The 17,102-nt window shown below is 66.2% G+C and carries 14 protein-coding genes; 8 read left to right on the forward strand and 6 right to left on the reverse strand.

The features are described 5' to 3' along the window. The first annotated feature begins 1 nt into the window (after position 1). The gene (locus tag BHK69_RS11540; protein WP_069690224.1) at positions 2–742 is read left to right on the forward strand and encodes a TerC family protein; all 741 of its coding nucleotides are present in this window, start codon (positions 2–4) and stop codon (positions 740–742) included. 8 nt (positions 743–750) lie between these two features. On the opposite strand, the gene BHK69_RS11545 is transcribed toward BHK69_RS11540, so the two are convergent. Further along, a complete protein-coding gene (locus BHK69_RS11545) occupies positions 751–1,356 on the reverse strand; it encodes a 4'-phosphopantetheinyl transferase family protein (protein WP_069690225.1) in 606 nt (201 codons plus the stop codon). Positions 1,357–1,516: 160 nt separating this feature from the next. On the opposite strand from BHK69_RS11545, the gene BHK69_RS11550 reads away from it, so the two are divergent. The 3 genes from BHK69_RS11550 to BHK69_RS11560 all read left to right on the forward strand — a co-directional run bounded on the left by BHK69_RS11550 (position 1,517) and on the right by BHK69_RS11560 (position 3,485). Next, the gene (locus tag BHK69_RS11550; RefSeq protein WP_069693576.1) at positions 1,517–2,197 is read left to right on the forward strand and encodes an AzlC family ABC transporter permease; all 681 of its coding nucleotides are present in this window, start codon (positions 1,517–1,519) and stop codon (positions 2,195–2,197) included. Next, positions 2,184–2,501 carry an AzlD family protein gene (locus tag BHK69_RS11555; protein WP_069690226.1) on the forward strand — a complete coding sequence of 106 codons (318 nt, stop codon included), beginning with the start codon at positions 2,184–2,186 and terminating at the stop codon, positions 2,499–2,501. Before BHK69_RS11550 ends, BHK69_RS11555 begins: the two co-directional genes overlap by 14 nt. 126 nt (positions 2,502–2,627) lie before the next feature. Then, a complete protein-coding gene (locus tag BHK69_RS11560) occupies positions 2,628–3,485 on the forward strand; it encodes a branched-chain amino acid aminotransferase (RefSeq protein ID WP_069690227.1) in 858 nt (285 codons plus the stop codon). Between the two features lie 153 nt (positions 3,486–3,638). Here BHK69_RS11560 and murJ read toward each other — a convergent pair whose 3' ends face one another. Further along, positions 3,639–5,165, reverse strand: a complete 1,527-nt coding sequence (murJ, locus tag BHK69_RS11565; protein ID WP_069690228.1) for a murein biosynthesis integral membrane protein MurJ — start codon at positions 5,163–5,165, stop codon at positions 3,639–3,641. 184 nt (positions 5,166–5,349) lie between these two features. Further along, positions 5,350–6,384: a glycosyltransferase family 2 protein gene (locus BHK69_RS11570; protein WP_244548475.1), complete on the reverse strand. Its 1,035-nt coding sequence runs from the start codon at positions 6,382–6,384 to the stop codon at positions 5,350–5,352. Positions 6,385–6,637: 253 nt separating this feature from the next. Here BHK69_RS11570 and BHK69_RS11575 point away from each other — a divergent pair, with 253 nt between their 5' ends. Beyond that, positions 6,638–7,504 carry a ChbG/HpnK family deacetylase gene (locus BHK69_RS11575; protein ID WP_069690230.1) on the forward strand — a complete coding sequence of 289 codons (867 nt, stop codon included), beginning with the start codon at positions 6,638–6,640 and terminating at the stop codon, positions 7,502–7,504. A gap of 170 nt (positions 7,505–7,674) precedes the next feature. Further along, positions 7,675–9,369 carry a methyl-accepting chemotaxis protein gene (locus BHK69_RS11580; protein ID WP_069690231.1) on the forward strand — a complete coding sequence of 565 codons (1,695 nt, stop codon included), beginning with the start codon at positions 7,675–7,677 and terminating at the stop codon, positions 9,367–9,369. Between the two features lie 165 nt (positions 9,370–9,534). Here the strand turns inward: BHK69_RS11580 and BHK69_RS11585 are convergent, their stop codons facing one another. Next, positions 9,535–10,134 (reverse strand): superoxide dismutase, encoded by a 600-nt coding sequence (locus tag BHK69_RS11585; RefSeq protein ID WP_069690232.1) that lies wholly within the window; start codon positions 10,132–10,134, stop codon positions 9,535–9,537. Positions 10,135–10,442: 308 nt separating this feature from the next. Here BHK69_RS11585 and BHK69_RS11590 point away from each other — a divergent pair, with 308 nt between their 5' ends. After that, a complete protein-coding gene (locus BHK69_RS11590) occupies positions 10,443–11,876 on the forward strand; it encodes a prolipoprotein diacylglyceryl transferase (protein ID WP_148663381.1) in 1,434 nt (477 codons plus the stop codon). On the opposite strand, the gene BHK69_RS11595 is transcribed toward BHK69_RS11590, so the two are convergent. Further along, complete coding sequence (locus BHK69_RS11595) at positions 11,877–14,003, reverse strand: S9 family peptidase (RefSeq protein WP_069690234.1); 2,127 nt, start codon at positions 14,001–14,003, stop codon at positions 11,877–11,879. Between the two features lie 406 nt (positions 14,004–14,409). Here BHK69_RS11595 and BHK69_RS11600 point away from each other — a divergent pair, with 406 nt between their 5' ends. Continuing rightward, complete coding sequence (locus BHK69_RS11600; RefSeq protein ID WP_069690235.1) at positions 14,410–14,826, forward strand: Ros/MucR family transcriptional regulator; 417 nt, start codon at positions 14,410–14,412, stop codon at positions 14,824–14,826. A 297-nt stretch (positions 14,827–15,123) separates the two neighbouring features. Here BHK69_RS11600 and BHK69_RS11605 read toward each other — a convergent pair whose 3' ends face one another. Continuing rightward, positions 15,124–16,413, reverse strand: coding sequence for an NAD(P)/FAD-dependent oxidoreductase (locus BHK69_RS11605; RefSeq protein WP_148663382.1), 1,290 nt, complete (start codon positions 16,411–16,413; stop codon positions 15,124–15,126). Positions 16,414–17,102: the final 689 nt, after the last annotated feature.

Below are 17,102 nucleotides of genomic sequence, written 5' to 3' on the forward strand. Positions count from 1 at the left end.
TATGGACTTTTCATCATCCCAATTCTGGGTGTCGTTGCTCCAGATCATCTGGATCGACCTGCTCTTGTCCGGCGACAACGCAGTCGTCATCGCGCTCGCCTGCCGCTCGCTGCCGGAAAACCGGCGCAAGATCGGCATCTGGCTCGGCGCCGGCGCGGCCGTCGGCCTGCGTATCGTCTTCGCGCTGGTGGTCAGCTATCTGCTGAACGTCCCTTTCCTGAAGGTGGCCGGCGGCGTGCTGCTGTTCTGGATCGCCATCAAGCTCGCCATGGGCGAGGAGGAGGCCCATAACGAGATCGAGGCGAGCGACAATCTCTGGCGGGCGGTGCGCACCATCGCGATCGCCGACGCCGTGATGAGCCTCGACAACGTCATCGCCATCGCGGCGGCCTCGCGCGGACATCCCGAGCTCTTCATCTTCGGCCTGCTGCTCTCGATCCCCTTGATCATCATGGGCGCGCAGCTCCTGACCTCGATCATCGAGCGCTTCCCGATCCTGGTCTGGCTCGGCGCTGCCCTGCTCGGCTGGATCGCGGCGGAAATGATCATCGGCGACATCGCTGTGCTGCAATGGCTCCAGGTCAATATGCCGAGCTGGGTCGCCCCTGTGCCGACCGAGGTCAGCGCACTCGGAATCGGTCCGGCCGCCATGCCGCACTACATCTCCTCGGCCATCGGCGCGGCGCTGGTTTGCCTCGTTGCCTATGCCCTGAAGAAGAAGCCGGCAGACCAGCCAGGCTGAGGTCTCACTCAGCCGAGAACCACAACCGCGGCGGCCAGGCTCTCCTGGCCGCCGTTTTTGATGATGCGGCGTGTGCCGCGGCTCGTGCCGGGCCGCTCGGGATCGGCGACGTCGAAAGCCTCTGGCGAGGTGAGCGTGATCGCGAAGCTCTCCGGCGCGCGGGCGAAGCCGGTGCCGAGCGCCTTCACATAGGCCTCCTTGGCCGCCCAGAGCTGCGCAAAGGCCAGCGGCCGCGTCGGTTCGGGCAGGGCGAGCAGCGCCTCCCGCTCCTGCGGATGCAAGATCGCGAGCGGTAGCGCGGCCAAGGGTTCGACCCGCTCGACATCGACCCCGACAGGATGCTGCGCCAGCGCCAGCGCGACGAAGCCCGCCCGCGTCGCGAGCGAGAGATGCAGCCCCGCCGCGGTCGGCCGAGCCAGCAAAGGCCGGCCGCGTTCGTCATGGCCGATCGCGATGGCCTCGATCGGCAGGCAAAGCTGGGCGGCGATGATTCTCCGCGCCATCTCGCGCCGCAAGGCCGAGCGTTCGGCGAGGTTGGCCGGGCTCGCGCCGGTCGCGATCAGCCAGGTCGCGGGCAGGGCAGGGGCGGCGATGGGAGAGGTCAGCCAGTGCATGGCGCGAGGCTAGCACGGGACTGGCGCTTGTCCCGCCCTGCGCCGGCCTCATGCGAGGCCGGTGCTGCCATCCGTTGACGGTACGGGGCGTTAGGGTTCTTGAAGAGCCATGACCGCTTCGCCTGAACCAACCTTGGAGTCTGCCCGCCCCTTGCTCACCATGCAGGGCGTGCGCCTGGGTGTCCGCAGGGTCTCCGTGCTGATGCCGGGCATCGTCGTCTTCGCGGTCGCCTTCGGCGCGGCGGCCGCGGCCAAGGGGCTGAGCCTGCTGGAGACGGTGCTGATGAGCGCGCTGGTCTATGCCGGCGTGGCGCAGCTGGTGGCGATGGAGCTGTGGCGGCCGGAATGGAGCTGGGGGGCGATTGCCGGGCTTGCCGTGGTCACCGCGACGGTGAATGCGCGCATGGTGCTCCAGGGCGCTTCGCTGCAGCCCTGGTTCGCGCCTTATCCCAAGGCGCTCAACGCCGCGCATCTCTTCCTCTTCACCGATGCGAGCTGGCTGATCGGCGCGCGTTACCATGGCGAGGGCGGGCGTGATCTGGGCGTGATCATCGGCGCCGGCATCACGCTCTGGATCGTCTGGGTCGCGACGACGATTCCGGGATATCTGCTCGGCGCGTTGGTGGCCGATCCACGCCAATACGGCATCGATCTGGTCATGCCGATCTTCTTCGCCGCGATGATCGTGCCGCTCTGGCGCGGCAAGCGGGCGGCCGTGCCCTGGGTCGTTGCGGGGCTCGTCGCCTTGGTCACGGCAAAGCTGGTTGACGGCTACGCCTTCATCATCGTCGGCTCGCTTGCCGGCGCGCTTACAGGGGCGTTCAGCGATGACCCTGCCTGATCCCGGCCCATGGGGCGCGCCTTTCGTCATCCTCGCCATGACGCTGGCGACCTATCTCTGCCGCATCTCCGGCGTGATCATGATGGGCTTCATTCCGCTGACGCCGCGCGTCCGGCGCGGGCTTGCGGCGCTGCCGGGCTCGATCGTGGTCGCGACCGTGCTGCCGCTGATCGAGCGGCTGGGTTTCGCCGCCGCGCTCGCACTGATCGCGGCGATCGGCAGCATGGTGCTGCGGCGCAGCGAGTTGCTGGCGCTGGTCGTCGGCATGGCGACGGTCTCAGCGGCGCGCGCGCTCGGCTTCTGATCGATCACCGCTTCCGATCGCTTCCATCACATCCCGTCATCGCTTGGCGGCCCGCGCCATGTTGACGCCGACGATCTCTGGGCAGACGGTGTCCGTCAGTAAAACTGACCAAATTGGAGCGCCGCTATGGCATGGTATTCTCAGACGTGGAGCTGGTTCGACGGTGCCTGGCACGAAGGCAACCCCGGCCTGGTGGGTCCACGCAGCCATGCGCTCTGGCAGGCCTCTTCGGTCTTCGACGGCGGCCGCTATTTCGATGGCGTCGCGCCCGATCTCGCCGCCCATGCCGCCCGCGTCAACCGCTCGGCCGTGGCGCTCGGCCTCAAGGCCACGGTGACGCAGGAATTCATCATCGAGAAGACGCATGAGGGCGTGAAGAAATTCGCCCCCGGCACGGCGCTCTACGTCAAGCCGATGTATTGGGGCGAGGCCGACGGGCCCTCGACCATCATGCCCGATCCGGATTCGACGCAGTTCTGCCTCTGCCTGTTCGAGGCGCCGATGCCGCAGCCGACCAATGGCTTCTCGGTGACGCAAGGCGCGTTCCGCCGTCCGACCATGGAGACGATGCCGACCGACGCCAAGGCCGGCTGCCTCTATCCCAACAACGCCCGCATCCTGCGCGCCGCCAAGGCCGCCGGCTTCGACAATGCGCTGGTGCTCGACATGCTGGGCAACGTTGCCGAGACCGCGACCTCGAACATCTTCCTGGCCAAGGACGGCGTCGTCAGGACGCCGGCTCCCAACGGCACCTTCCTGAACGGCATCACCCGCCAGCGCGTCATCGGCCTGCTGCGGCAGGACGGCATCCCCGTCGAGGAGATGAGCCTGCGCTACAGCGATTTTGAGCAGGCCGACGAGATCTTCATCTCGGGCAACTATTCCAAATGCATGCCGGTCACCCGCATCGACAACATCACGCTGCAGCCCGGTCCAATGTTCCGCCGCGCTCGCGAACTCTACATGGACTTCGCCCACACCTAGGCGGCGTGAAGCCGACGCCTGCGGCGCTGCTCAGGATTCAGGGCGTCATTCTCGGGCTTGCCCCGAGAATCGTGTGACCAGAGCGCTCTGGTTTACGAGGTGGTCGGGTCAAGCCCGACCATGACGCGCTTCGGATAGGCCAAACCGGCAGAGCTACCGCAGCAGCCTGGCGAGTCGGCTGAGCTTGAGCCCCAGCGCGGCGATCGCGAGATAGATCGCCGCGGCCACGGCCCCGACGCAGGCGAGCGCCGCGAGCCTGGGCTGCAGCGGAAACCACGCCGTCGCAGCGAGCAGGGAGGGGGCGGACAAGCGCGCCGCCAGGCCAGCCAGGACCGCCGCCAGCACGACGATGGCGGCAAAGCCCGACAGCCCCCGCGCCGGCCGTGTCCAGCCGCGCTGCACGCCCAGGACGAACAGCGCGCCGACATTGATCCAGGCGCCCGCCGCGGTCGCCAGCGCAAGGCCAGGCGCGCCCCAGTCGCGCCAGAGCAACAATTTCAGCGCGACATTCGCGGCGATGGCCGCCAGCGAGACCAGCATCGGCGTCGTCGTGTCGCCGCGCGCCTGGAAGCTCGAAACCTGGGTGCGGATCATCACGATGGCCGGCAACCCGATCGCATAGGCGAAGAGCACGGCTGCCGCCGCCTGGCTCGCGGCAGCATCGAAACGCCCGCGCTCGAACAAAGCGGAGACGATCAGTTCGGGAACGGCGAGGAATGCGGCAGCGAAGGGGGCGGCCGCGATCAGCGTCAGCGCGACGGCCCGGTTCTGCGCCCTGTCGGAGCCGGCGACATCGCCTGCCGCGAGCAGGCGGCTCATCGTCGGCAGCAGGACCGTGCCGACGCCGATGGCGATGACCCCGATCGGCAGTTGGTAGAGGCCGCCTGCGTAGTAGAGCGCGGAATAGGCGCCGGCCGGCAGCAGCGAGGCGATGATCGTGTCGGCGAAAAGCGCGATCTGGACACCGGCCGAGCCGATGACAGCAGGCCCGAACGCCTTCAGGAAGGCCTTGACGTCGAGATCGACGCGCGGCCGCACCACGGCCGCAGCGACATTCGCCCGGCGCGCCGCGAGCGCCAGCACGAGCCATTGCAGGAAGCCGGAGATCACCACGCCCCAGGCGGCGGCATAGGCCGCATTGGGGAACAGGAAGGCAACGGTAAGCGCCGCGATCAGGCAGAGATTGAGCAGGATCGGTGCTGCCGCTGCCGCCGCGAATTTGTCGATGGCGTTGAGGTTGGCCGAGAGCAGCGTCACCAGCGTGATGAAGAGCAGATAGGGGAAGGTGATTCGCGTCAGCGCGACGGCGAGTTCGAAGCGCTGCGGATCATGCGCGAAGCCGGGCGCGAGCAGGCGCACAACCTCGGGCATGAAGGGCAAGGCGAGCCCGAGCAGGACGATCTGGACGATCAGGTTCAGGGTGAAGACCCGGTCGGCGAAGAGCGCGGCGGCCGCCTGGCCGGCCTGCTGCCTGACCCGGGCATAGGCGGGGATATAGGCCTGGTTGAAGGCGCCTTCGCCGAAGATCGCGCGGAAATGGTTGGGCAGGCGCAGCGCGACCGAAAACGCATCCATCAGCGGGCCGGCGCCGAGCACCGCCGCCAGCACGATGTCACGCACGAAGCCCGAGAGGCGCGAGAGCAGCGTGAAGCCGCCGACGGAGAGGATTTTTCTGAACATCGCGTGCCTTGGGGCGGCCTGGAACCTCAGCCCTCATCCTGAGAAGCCGCATAGCGGCGTCTCGAAGGATGGTCCAGTGCGGCAGGGCCGCTCCATCGTCATTGCGAGCGCAGCGAAGCAATCCAGACGGTCTCGCTCTACGTCCCCCGGATTGCTTCGCTTCGTTCGCAATGACGGTCTCCGCCTACCGGATCAAGGGCGGCAGGGCGTCGCCGCGCGGATGGTCGACGGTGCGGGCGTCGAAACCGACGCGCTCGCCGATCAGATAGAGCGGCCGCCGCTTCACCTCGGCGAAGATGCGCCCGACATATTCGCCGATCATGCCCAGCGAGATCAGCTGGATGCCGGAAAAGAACATGATCGAGACGATCAGCGACGGGAAGCCGGGCAGGTCGGTGCCGAAGAAGACCGTGCGCAGCAGGAAGAAGGCCGCCGAGAGCGTGGAGATGACGGCGATCACGACGCCGGCCCAGGTCGCGATCTTCAAGGGCACGGTCGAGAAGGACGACAATCCGTCGAAGGCGAAGCTGAACAGCTTGCCGAAGCGGAACTTGGTCTCGCCATGCTGGCGCTCGGCGACCTCGAAGGTCACGCCGATCGAGGGAAAGCCGACCCAGGCATAAAGCCCCTTGGAGAAGCGCGCCCGTTCCGGCAGGGCACGCAGCGCGTCGACCACCTTGCGGTCGAGCAGGCGGAAATCGCCGGCGCCCTCCGGCAATTCGGTTTCACCGAAGCTCGCGAACAGCTTGTAGAACGCCCTGGCGAGATTGCGCTTGAGGGCGCTCTCGCCCGCCCGGCTGGCGCGCTGGCCGTAGATGTTCAGGAAGCCGCCGCGCCATTTCTCCAGGAAGACCAGGATCGTCTCCGGCGGATGCTGCAGATCGGCGTCCATGATCACGACCGCGTCGCCCGAGGCATGGTCGAGCCCGGCCGCGATGGCGATCTCCTTGCCGAAATTGCGGCTGAACGAGACGGCGCTGATCCGGGGATCGCTGGCGCTCAGCAGCTTCAGCACGGACAGCGTGCCGTCGCGGCTGCCGTCATCGACGCAGACCAGCTCCCAGGACGAGACCGCACCCGCCAGCACCGTCTTGAGCCGCTCGACCAGGATCGGCAGATTGTCGGCCTCGTCATGGACGGGCACGACGATGGACAGCTCCGGCCGGCCGGCCCGGGCGCGCGGGGCTTCCACTGGGGGGATGGGCGACGTCTCGGACACGAACAGAACCTCTCAGGCGCAGATCTGGACAAGCGCTCGCTCGACAAGCACTTGCTCGACTAGGACTTGCTCGACAAGGGCTTGCTCGACGAGGCTTTGCGGCTCGCTGCCCGGCGAGGGGTGACGCTGTCCGCACAGAACCGTAAAGCTGGCGCGCTCACAAGGGCGGTGAGAGCAAGCCCTGCCGGCCTCCGGCCCAATATTCCGGGCCGGCTCGCCGTGCCGCCCTTATCCGATCGCAGATGAACCAGGGATGACAGACGAGATGACGACCGGCTTCGTTCTCTGCGCCGACGACTTCGCCCTGACGGAGGGAGTCAGCCGCTCGATCCTGTCCTTGCTCGAGGCCGGCAAGCTGTCTGCGGCGGGCGCGATGACCAACCGCCCGCATTGGAAGTCCTTCTCCGGCGCCTTCGCGGCGCAGGCGGGCAGGGCGGATCTCGGCCTGCATCTGAACCTGACCTGCGCCGCCCCGCTCGGTGCGATGCCGCGCCTGGCCGGCAATGGCGTGCTGCCGAAGCTGGGCGATCTGGCGCGCGCCGCGCTCTTGTCGGGCACGGCGCGCGCGGAGATTACCGCCGAGATTGCGCGCCAGCTCGATGCCTTCGAGGATGCGATGGGGCGCGCGCCGGATTTCCTCGACGGGCACCAGCATGCCCATGTCCTGCCCGGTGTGCGCGGTGCGGTGCTGGCGGCGCTGCAGAGGCGCTACCGGGAGGGCGCGGTCTATCTGCGCGATCCCGCCGACACGGCCGCCGCGATCCGCCGGCGCGGCGTCGCGACCAGCAAGGCGCTGGTCATCGCCGGCCTGGCGCGGGGCTTGAGGCGATCGGCCTTGAGGCGAGGCATTCCGGTCAATCGCGGTTTTTCCGGCGTTTCGCCCTTCGACCCCGCTCGCGACTTCCAGGCCGATCTCGCGCGCTTTCTGGTCGCGCCGGGGCCGGCTCATCTTGTCATGTGCCATCCAGGCTTCGTTGACGAGGAATTGGCGGGGCTCGACCCCGTCGTCGCGACGCGGCCATTGGAGCATGCGGCGCTGATGAGCTTCGTGCCGCCCCAGGGACTGGCCATGGTCCGTTTCTCGGAACTGGGCCTTACGTCGCGTTCGCCGGCCGCTTAGAGCAGGATCGATCCTGCTCTAACGCTTTGATGAGAGACGGCTCGGCCGGCCGACAGCGTTAAATCTCTCCTTCACGCAAGCTATTCTTTACCTCGTTCCGCCATGTTGCGTGTCCGGGGATCGCAGTCGGTTGCGCGCCTAGCATGCGACAGCGGGGAGACATCTGCGCAATGAAATGGTTCAAGCGGGCCGACAAGGCAGCGACCCCTGCCCAAGCGCTCGCGGCCAGGGACGGCGTCGCCCAATCGCTGGGCAGCCAGATCGCCGGCGCGGCGGTGGCTCTCGTCGCGATCGCCATCGTTTTCGTCGTGGTCGCCGTCGCGCGCTATAACGACACCAAGACGCGCGGCGACCTGGAACAGAAGATGACGGCGCTGACCACCATGGTCGTCAATGCGTCGCCGGCGCTGATCCTGGCGCGCGACACCACCACGCTGGGATACATTCTGGAATCCCTGCGGCGCGATCCCGATTTCGATTCCGGCATCGTGGCCGACGATCTTTCGGTCCTGGCGGGGGCCGGCCGCACCGAGGAGGCGCGCCTGTCGCTGACACCACGTGCGCTGACCGCCGCGCTCGGCCGTGCGCCCTGGGACGTCATGGCGGGCGTGACCTCGACCGAGATCGAGGATCAGACCTATGTCACGAAGCTGCATGTGGTGAAGGTCGGCGGAATCCAGAAGCAGATCGGCTATATCGCGGTTCGCTTCGACAAGACGCGCCTGGTCGCGAGATCCACCTGGGAACAGGTCGCGACGATCGGCTTCGGCATCGCCATCCTGCTGGTGCTGGGGCCGCTGCTCTGGATCTCGCTCTCGCGCACCATGAAGCCGCTGAAAAGCATGACGCGGGCGATCGTCAGCATCTCCGACGGCAAGCTCGACACGCCGATCGACGCCCTCGGCCGGCGTGACGAGATCGGTGCCATCGCTCATGCGCTCGGCATCCTCAAGGTCCGGCTCGGCGAGCGTGCGGTCCTGCAGGAGAAGCAGCATGTCTCGGAAACGGAGCGACGCCAGCACCAGCAGCGCGTCGATGAGGCGATCGCGCTGTTCCGCGCCGAGGTCGGCGTCGCGCTGGAAGCCTTCAAGAGCAATGCCGACCGGATGAGCGAGGCCTCCGACGGCCTTGCCCGCGTCGCGGCGGAATCCTCGGGCCGTGCGGCGCGCGCCGCGCAGAACTCGCAAGGGGCGTCCGTCAATGTGGAGAACGCCGCCCAGGCTGCCGAGGAGATGGGCGCGGCCATTCGCGAGGTCGAGTTCCAGGTCCGGCGTGTCCGCGCCGAGATCGTCGAGGCGGCCTCCGTCTCGCGCGACACGGCAAGCTCTGTGCGTGCGCTCGACGAGACGGCGCGCGCCATCGGCGAGGTGGTGAACCTGATCCGCGACATCGCGGCCCAGACCAATCTCCTGGCGCTGAACGCGACCATCGAGGCGGCCCGCGCCGGCGAGGCCGGTCGTGGCTTCGCGGTCGTCGCCGCCGAGGTCAAGAGCCTCGCTTCACAAACGGCGGACGCCACCGACCGCATCGTCGCGCAGGTCGGCGCCATCCAGGGCGCGACCGGCGAGGTCGTCGGCGCGATCCAGAACATCGCCGAGCGCATGGGTGCGATCGAGAGCTTCGCCAATTCGGTCGCGACCTCGATCGAGCAGCAGGCCATCGCGACGGGTGAGATCGCCAGCGGCGTCGCCATGGCGAGCTCCTCGGCCCTGTCGGTGTCGAGTGATCTGAGCGTGCTCGCCGACAGCGTCGAGGAGACCGGGCAATCGGCGGAGCAGGTCAGGGGCGCGGCGGGAGAGGTCGCGGCCCAGGCTTTGCGCCTGCGCGCCACGGTCGACCAGTTCCTGCACAGCGTCGCCGCCTAGAGCCATCTGACATCTGAATCCGTCTCTCATCTAAAAGTGAGAGCAGGATCGAAGCGAAAAACCGGTTCCCACTTTTCGCATCCTGCTCTGGCCGGTCGCTCGCGCCAACGCGAAACGGGGCCCGCGAGGGCCCCGTTTGCATATCTGTCTCAGGCTTCGAAGGCTTCAGGCCTTGGCGCCGTCATAGAGCTCGGCGACGTAGTCCCAGTTCACCAGGCTCTCGAGGAAAGCCTTGAGATAGTCGGGACGGCGGTTGCGGTAGTCGATGTAGTAGGAGTGCTCCCAGACGTCGACGCCCAGGATCGGGGTCGCGCCATGGACCAGCGGGCTCTCGCCATTGGGGGTCTTGGAGATGGCGAGCTTGCCGCCCTTCACTTCCAGCCAGGCCCAGCCCGAGCCGAACTGGCCGACGCCGGCGGCGACGAAGTCTTCCTTGAACTTCTCGACCGAGCCGAAGGAATCGACGATCGCCTTCTCGAGCGCGCCCGGCAGCTTGCCGCCGCCGTTGGGCTTCATCCATTTCCAGAAGTGCAGGTGGTTGTAGTGCTGGCCGGCATTGTTGAACACGGCGGGGTTCTTGCCAAACGAGGCCTTGACGATCTCCTCGAGCGACTTGCCCTCGAATTCCGTGCCCTTGATCGCGTTGTTGCCGTTGGTGACATAGGCGAGATGATGCTTGTCGTGGTGGAATTCCAGCGTTTCCTTCGACATGAAGGGCTGGAGCGCGTCATGGGCGTAGGGCAGATCGGGAAGGGTAAAGGACATTGTTGCCTCTCCTTGGGCTGTCAAATCGCTTGAACTGAGAATGGCTTTCCGGTGAACGGTTTGAGCCGGTACGCCTTGGTGGAGCGGCCCGCCATTCCATACGCTAGTTAAGCCTCCGCCACGCCATGGGCAACCGCTTCAGCCGAGGAATGGGCCATGTCTTGAGAATGGTCGCGCCTCATTGACGCCCGATTCATCGTCCTATCCGGGCGCGTTATCGAAACTCTCTCTTATTCAATGTGTTAGAAGATGGCTGGAATGCCTGTGCCATCGTCGGCCATTTCGGCCGTCTTGTCAGGAATGCTGCTTTGATCACGATCTTCATCTTGCTGGGCCTTGCTTTCCTCGGTGGCGGCGCTGCGGCCATCGTCGATGGCTGGCCCTATCTGGTGCTCGAGCGCGGTTTCACCGAGGTGATCATCGGTGCGATCGCCGCGACGGCCGGCCTGCTCATGCTGATGCTGGCCTATGTGCTGGTCGAGATCCGCCGCGTCAGGACGAACCTGTCCAACGCCGTGCTGGCGGCATCGCTCGCTTCGATGGCCGGCGGCGAGCCGGTTCCCGCTGAAGGTGCTGCCCATCGCGGCCAAGGGACTGCGGGGCCGACAGCGGGAGCGGTTGCGGGGCTTGGTCTGGCGGCAGGTGCCGGCGCGGCCGTTCTCGCCGGCAGCGCCGCGCATGCGGCGCAACCGGACGTCTCGCCCGAAGCGGGGGCGGCGGCCGAGCATGAGCCTGATTTCTTCAGCGAGCTGCTCGCGCATGAGGAAGCGTCGTCGTCGCCGGTGGCAGAGGCTGCAAGCTCGGCTCCATCTGAAGAGCCGAAGTCGGCCGAGCCGTCGGAAGCGGAGTCCGTGGCGGCTGGGGAGGAAGCGAAGGAGCCTGCTCTCGAGGCGGCGGATGCGGGCAAGACCGAGTCGACCGCTGAAGCGGCGGCCGAGCCATTGCAGGCCAAGGTCAAGGCTTCGATCGAGACCGAGGCCGAGCCGCACGGTTCCGCGCAGAGCGATCTCGAAAGCTCTTTCGAGGAGTTGCTGCACTGGCCGGAGCCGGAGCCGCGATCCCGCGAATCCGCCGCTTCGAGCATGACGGGGCTCGATGACGAGTTCGGCGCCTTGCGTGACAGTCTGTCCAAGCGCTTGCAGCTCGGCGAGCCGGGCGCGGCCTCCACTCCGGCCGAGACGGAGACACCGCTATCGGCAGCTCGCGATCCCGAAGCGATCGAATCCGCCGCGGCCTGGATGGCGCCGCCCTCGCGAAAGCACGATTCCTGGTTCCCCGATGATGGCGATGCGCATGATCATGATGACGCGCATGATTCAGCCCCGACTCCGGCTGAGGCGCCGCAGATCGAGGCCGAGCTGCCGCCATGGCCGCCTGTGACGCATGGCGTCGAGGTGCCGGCGCAAGAGCAAGAGCAAGGGCAAGAGCATGAGGCCGAGCCGGCTGCGGCTGCGGCGAGCGAGCTGCCCGAAGACCATGCCGGCGAAGATGATGCCGCGCCGGCCAGGCCCGGCGAGGACGCTGTCGGCGAGGAAGCTCCTGGCGAGGAGGCTCCCGCCGCCGCGCCGCCGGCCGCCTCGGAGGAGGGCATCGTCGGCGCCTATCAGGTCGGCGACGCGCATTTCACCATCTTCGCCGATGGCTCGATCAAGGCGCGCACGCCCGATGGCGACTACAACTTCGCCTCGATGGACGAGCTGAAGATCTATCTCGCCAGCGAGAAGAGCCGCCTCGGCGTCTGATCAGGCTTCTGGCCCACCAGCCTCTTGCCCACCCGCCTTGGGCCAGGCTTCTCCGATGGCCTGGATCGCGAAGGCATAGGATAGGGCGGTTTCCTTCAGGGAATCGAAGCGCCCGGCCGAGCCGCCATGGCCGGCCTCCATATTGGTGTGGAGCATCACCGGGCCGCCGCCGGTCATGGTCGCGCGCAGCCGCGCCACCCATTTCGCCGGCTCCCAATAGGTCACGCGCGGATCGGTGAGGCCGCCCATCGCCAGGATCGGTGGATAGGCCTGGGCCTGGACGTTGTCATAGGGCGAGTAGCTGCGGATCGTTTCGAAGGCTGCGACATCGCGGATCGGATCGCCCCATTCCGGCCATTCCGGCGGGGTCAGCGGCAAGGTGTCGTCGAGGATCGTGTTGAGCACGTCGACGAAGGGCACCTCGGCGAGGATGCCGGCGAAGAGGCTCGGGGCCATGTTGGCGACGGCGCCCATCAGCATCCCGCCGGCGCTGCCACCCTGCGCCACGATGCGCCCGCGCGCCGTGAAGCCCGTTTCGATGAGCGCCTCGGCGGCGGCGATGAAATCGGTGAAGGTGTTGGTCTTCTTGTCGCGCTTGCCGTCGAGATACCAGCGCCAGCCCTTGTCGGTGCCGCCGCGCACATGGGCGATGGCGTAGACGAAGCCGCGATCGACCAGGCTCAGGGGCCGCGTCCGGAACGAGGCCGACATCGCCGAGCCATAGGAGCCATAGCCATAGAGCAAGCAGGGCGCCGAGCCGTCGAGCTTTGTATCCGCCCGGTGCAGCAGGGAGACCGGCACCTTGGCGCCGTCTTTGGCTGTCGCGAAGATGCGGCGCACGCGATAGGCCGCCGGGTCATGGCCGGACGGCACCTCCTGCCGTTTCAGCAGAGTGCGCTCTTCGGTCGCCATGTCGTAATCATAGGTCTCGGCCGGCCGCGCCATCGAGGCGTAGATGAAGCGCAGGCTGTCGGTCTCGAATTCATAGCCGGCGTCGAGGCCCAGGCCATAGGCCTCTTCATCGAAGGCGATCTGGCTCTCGCTGCCGCTGGCGAGGTCGCGGATCACGATGCGCGGCAGGCCGTCCTCGCGCTCGAGCCGGATCAATCGGCCCGCGAGACAGAGATGGCTGAGGATCAGCGTTCCCTGCCTGTGCGGCACGAGATCGCGCCACTGCTCGGACCCGGGCGAGGCGAGGGGGGCGGTGACGATCTTGAAGTCCTCGGCGCCTTCGGCATTGGTCAGGATCAGGAACGCCTCGCCGTGATGCTCGACGCTGTACTGGCGGCCGAGCTGGCGCGGGGCGATCGTCACCGGCCGTGAATCGGGCAAAGCGAGATCGACGACCCGGATCTCCGAGGTCTCGTGATCGCCGATCGAGATCAGCAGGAAGCGGCCCGACTGGGTTTCGTCGATGTCGACGAACATGCCGGCATCGCTTTCGTCATGCAGGAGCTCATCGCTCGCAGGATCCGTTCCAAGACGGTGTCGGAAGACCCTGGACGGCCTGTGGTCGGCATCGAGCCGGACATAGGCGAAGGAGCGTGAATCGCGCGCCCAGACCATCTCTCCGGTTGTATCGTCGATACGGTCTTCCAGATCCTCGCGAGTGGCGAGATCGCGGACCCGGATGCTGTGCAATTCCGAGCCGGCCTCGTCGGCACTCCAGGCGAGCAGGTTGTGGTCGGGGCTGTGACTGGCGTCGCCGAGGTCGAAGAAATCCTTGCCCTCGGAGAGGGCGTCGGCGTCGAGCATGATCTGCTCGCGCGGCTTGCTCCCGGCCTTGGCGTGGCGCGGCTTGCGGCAGATCAGGGGATGTTCGCCGCCCTTGCGATAGCGCGAATAATACAGGAACGGGCCGTCGGGCTGCGGCACGCTGGTGTCGTCTTCTTTGATCCGCCCGCGCATTTCCTTGACGAGCGCGCGCTGCAGCGGGCGCGTCGGGGCCATCAGCGTCTTGCAATAGGTGTTTTCGGCTTCGAGATAGTCTCGAATGTCCTTCGGCAGCGCGTCCGGGTCACGCAGCACATCTTTCCAATTCGAGGCGCGCAGCCAGCCATAGTCGTCTCGAAGTTCCACGCCGTGGACGGTCTTCGTCTGCGTGCGGATCTCGGCTCGCGGAGGCATGATTCTCCGCCGCGACGAAGACCTTAAAATGTTTTCTGAATATTTCGCTGCGCTCATTGAAGGCACCATGATCCCCTGTCGCCGATGACTGGTAGAGATGGTTGTCATATCTGACAAGACAACCATGACGAGCGCTAATGCACGCGCCTGCATAGTGCCGAGCATCACTGCATTTAAGCCTGTTGCGATATTGCTTGCCTGCGATCGTATTCGCGTCGACTCATTCACTTGCGGAGTCGTTGAGTATCGACTACATGACTATCTGATCGATCCGCTTGGGATGATTCTATGGCTGCAGGTTCTTGACCAACCGCCGGCCGTTATCAGCGTAGGCATCAGCGCCTTGACCGGCGTGGGCGATCAGGCAAGGCCTTGGTCCAAGAAACACATAAGGAGTGATGCTATCATGACTGATAATGACGGTTCGGATTTCATCGAGCTGACGGCTGACATCGTCTCGGCCTATGTCTCGAACAATTCTGTCCCTGTATCCGAATTACCTGCTCTGATCAGTGATGTGCATGCTGCGCTGAGCCGCGTTGTTGGCGGTGCCGCTCCGGTCCTGCCGGCAGAGGCGCCCAAGCCCGCGATTCCGGTCAAGAAGTCGATCACGGCCGATTACCTGATCTGCCTTGAGGACGGAAAGAAGTTCAAGTCGCTGAAGCGCCATCTGCGGACGCAATACAATATGTCCCCGGAGCAGTACCGCGAGAAGTGGGGCCTGCCGCCCGATTATCCGATGGTCGCCCCCAACTATGCCGAAGCGCGCTCGCAGCTCGCCAAGAAGATGGGCCTCGGCCAGCAGCGCCGCAAGCGCCGCTGAGACGACACACGGCAGCGGGCCGGTTGCGCGCAGGCGTTAGAGCGTTTTCGAGCGAAGTGGATACCGGTTCGCGTGAAGAAAACGCGTTAAAACAAGGAGCTGGAGCAATTGAACGATCCAATCGGATCGGAAATTGCTCCAGGGCGCTCGCCCTGGAATTCAGAAGGCCGCCGGCTTGCCGGCGGCCTTTTTCGCGTTTGGTCCCGCTCATCGGCGTGGACGATCAGCCATGGCGGTGCCGCGAAATCCTGGCGGGCGATACAAGGCCTCATCGGCGTTCAGCCTGAACGGATGCATTCAAGGCGTCCGTCGCTCGCGCCACCAGTCGGCGACCTGATAGCTCCAATAGGTTGCCTGGACAGCGGCCGTACCGAAGGGGCCGCCGTTCCAGACCAGGCCGAAGGGCTCGAACAGGGTGTGGCGGTCGCTTGTGTCCAGAATGCCCTCTGCGACGACGCGCCCGCCAATTGCCGTCGTATTGAGGCCGTGCCCGCCGAAGCCCATGCAATGCCAGACACCGGGCCCGAGCCGGCCGATCTGCGGCATCAGATGCCGCGCATAGGACATCAGGCCCGACCAGGCCATCTCGATCTTCAGCTCCGCAAGCTGCGGATAGGTCGCGATCATCGTCCGGCGTAGCAGCGCTGCGAGATCGCGCGGCTCGCTGGTCCGGGTGGTGATGCGCCCGCCCCAGAGCAGGCGCTGCCCGTCCTCGACCAGGCGGTAGTAATCCCCGGCGCGGCGGTCGTCGCTGACGGCGGCGCGCGTGCCTATGACCTGCGCCAGCGCATCGGGCGCGGCTTCGGTCGTCAGCACATAGGTTGCGATCGGCAAATGGCTGGCGCGCAGCTTCGGCACCAGCCCGTCGGTGTAGCCGCCGCAGGCAATCACGACATTCTTCGCTGTGACCGATCCGCCCGCGGTGGCGACACGCTTTTGCGCACCCGAAAGATCGGCCGAGACGACGCGGGCATCCTCGAGGACCAGCCCGCCCAGCGCCTCGATCGCGTCGGCGAGCGCGCGGGCATAGTTCAGCGGATGGATGTGAAAGGAATTGGGATCGAACAGAGCCTTATGATAGCTCGGCGAGCGCAGCACCTCGCGAACCTGTTCCCGGGGCCAGAATTCCACGTCGTAGCCGAAGTCGCGCGCCAGCCGCTCTGCAGTCCGCTGCAGCCTGTCGCCGCTGTCGTAACGGACGGCGGCGACCTTGCCGGGAAGGGGCGCGACGCTGTCCGTCACGCCGAGGTCACGGATCGTGTCGGCGACGATGCGCATGCCCTCGATCGAAAGCCTGTGCAGAGTGCGGGCCTTGTCTTCGCCGATGGCGCCGGCGATCGAGGCGTAGCCGCGCGAATAGCCCGAGCCGACGAAGCCGCCATTGCGCCCCGACGCGCCCCAGCCGACGGCTTGCGCCTCCAGCACCGCGACCGAACGCCCAGCGCGGGCGAGTTCATACGCGCAGGTCAGCCCGGCCAGCCCGCCGCCGACGATGCAGGTCTCGACCTCGACAGGTCCGCGCAGGGGAGGCCGGTCGTGCCTCGTCGCAATGGTGCGAGCATAGAAGGTGTCGGGATAGCTCGGCATGAGGGTGCCGGTGCTCCTGTCGCGGGAGGGGGACCGCTCAGGCGGTCGGGCTGCGGTCGTTGTCGGTTTTGAGGCGGCACTCAAGGAAGCGGCTGTAGGAGCCCATGTCATAACTGAACACGGCATAGACCACCGCCGCGAAGGCATAGCATTCCATCGGATGCTCATATCGACGAAACGTCAGTGACCGATTTCCAGCTGACTAGAGCATTTTCGAGTGAAGCGGACACCGGCTCGCGTGAAGAAAATGCGATAAAACAAAGAGCTAGAGCATTTTCGCGATTCGGAGAAACGCGGCAATTCTCACGCACGCACCCGAAAAGCGCGCGACCTGCAGAGTAAACTCAGGAGGACCCAGATGGTTTGGCGGTGTCAAACCTGGCCGGAGGGGCGTTGCTCATCGTGGCAAACGCACGGCCGCCTCCGCAATAAAGGCACTCTGCCAGTTCATCGGGCGCCAGCGCCTTCCTTCCAATCGGACATGCCTTCTCAAGCAACGTCGTCTGCGCGGCGGGAGATCGGCCACCGGCGGTGGATAGTCCTTGGCTCTACGGGCGCCGGCACTCTGATTCGACCGGGGGTCGGGGTCCGCTATTCTTCCTGAGCGATGGGGCCGCTTCTTTCGCCATGCCGTTCCGTGCGTTTCTGCCGGTCGCGGTCAGCCGTCATGACGCAGTGCGCAAAAGCAT

Origin of the sequence: Bosea vaviloviae (assembly GCF_001741865.1) — a bacterium.
GTDB classification, from domain to species: Bacteria; Pseudomonadota; Alphaproteobacteria; order Rhizobiales; family Beijerinckiaceae; genus Allobosea; species Allobosea vaviloviae.

Bases quoted from the DNA above. Each gene is read 5' to 3' on its own strand.
- BHK69_RS11560 (WP_069690227.1), top strand. From the start codon at position 2,628: ATGGCATGGTATTCTCAGACGTGGAGCTGGTTCGACGGTGCCTGGCAC.
- BHK69_RS11595 (WP_069690234.1), bottom strand. From the start codon at position 14,003: ATGCCTCCGCGAGCCGAGATCCGCACGCAGACGAAGACCGTCCACGGC.
- BHK69_RS11575 (WP_069690230.1), top strand. From the start codon at position 6,638: ATGACAGACGAGATGACGACCGGCTTCGTTCTCTGCGCCGACGACTTC.
- murJ (WP_069690228.1), bottom strand. From the start codon at position 5,165: ATGTTCAGAAAAATCCTCTCCGTCGGCGGCTTCACGCTGCTCTCGCGC.
- BHK69_RS11540 (WP_069690224.1), top strand. From the start codon at position 2: ATGGACTTTTCATCATCCCAATTCTGGGTGTCGTTGCTCCAGATCATC.
- BHK69_RS11600 (WP_069690235.1), top strand. From the start codon at position 14,410: ATGACTGATAATGACGGTTCGGATTTCATCGAGCTGACGGCTGACATC.
- BHK69_RS11555 (WP_069690226.1), top strand. From the start codon at position 2,184: ATGACCCTGCCTGATCCCGGCCCATGGGGCGCGCCTTTCGTCATCCTC.
- BHK69_RS11545 (WP_069690225.1), bottom strand. From the start codon at position 1,356: ATGCACTGGCTGACCTCTCCCATCGCCGCCCCTGCCCTGCCCGCGACC.
- BHK69_RS11605 (WP_148663382.1), bottom strand. From the start codon at position 16,413: ATGCCGAGCTATCCCGACACCTTCTATGCTCGCACCATTGCGACGAGG.
- BHK69_RS11580 (WP_069690231.1), top strand. From the start codon at position 7,675: ATGAAATGGTTCAAGCGGGCCGACAAGGCAGCGACCCCTGCCCAAGCG.
- BHK69_RS11550 (WP_069693576.1), top strand. From the start codon at position 1,517: ATGCAGGGCGTGCGCCTGGGTGTCCGCAGGGTCTCCGTGCTGATGCCG.
- BHK69_RS11585 (WP_069690232.1), bottom strand. From the start codon at position 10,134: ATGTCCTTTACCCTTCCCGATCTGCCCTACGCCCATGACGCGCTCCAG.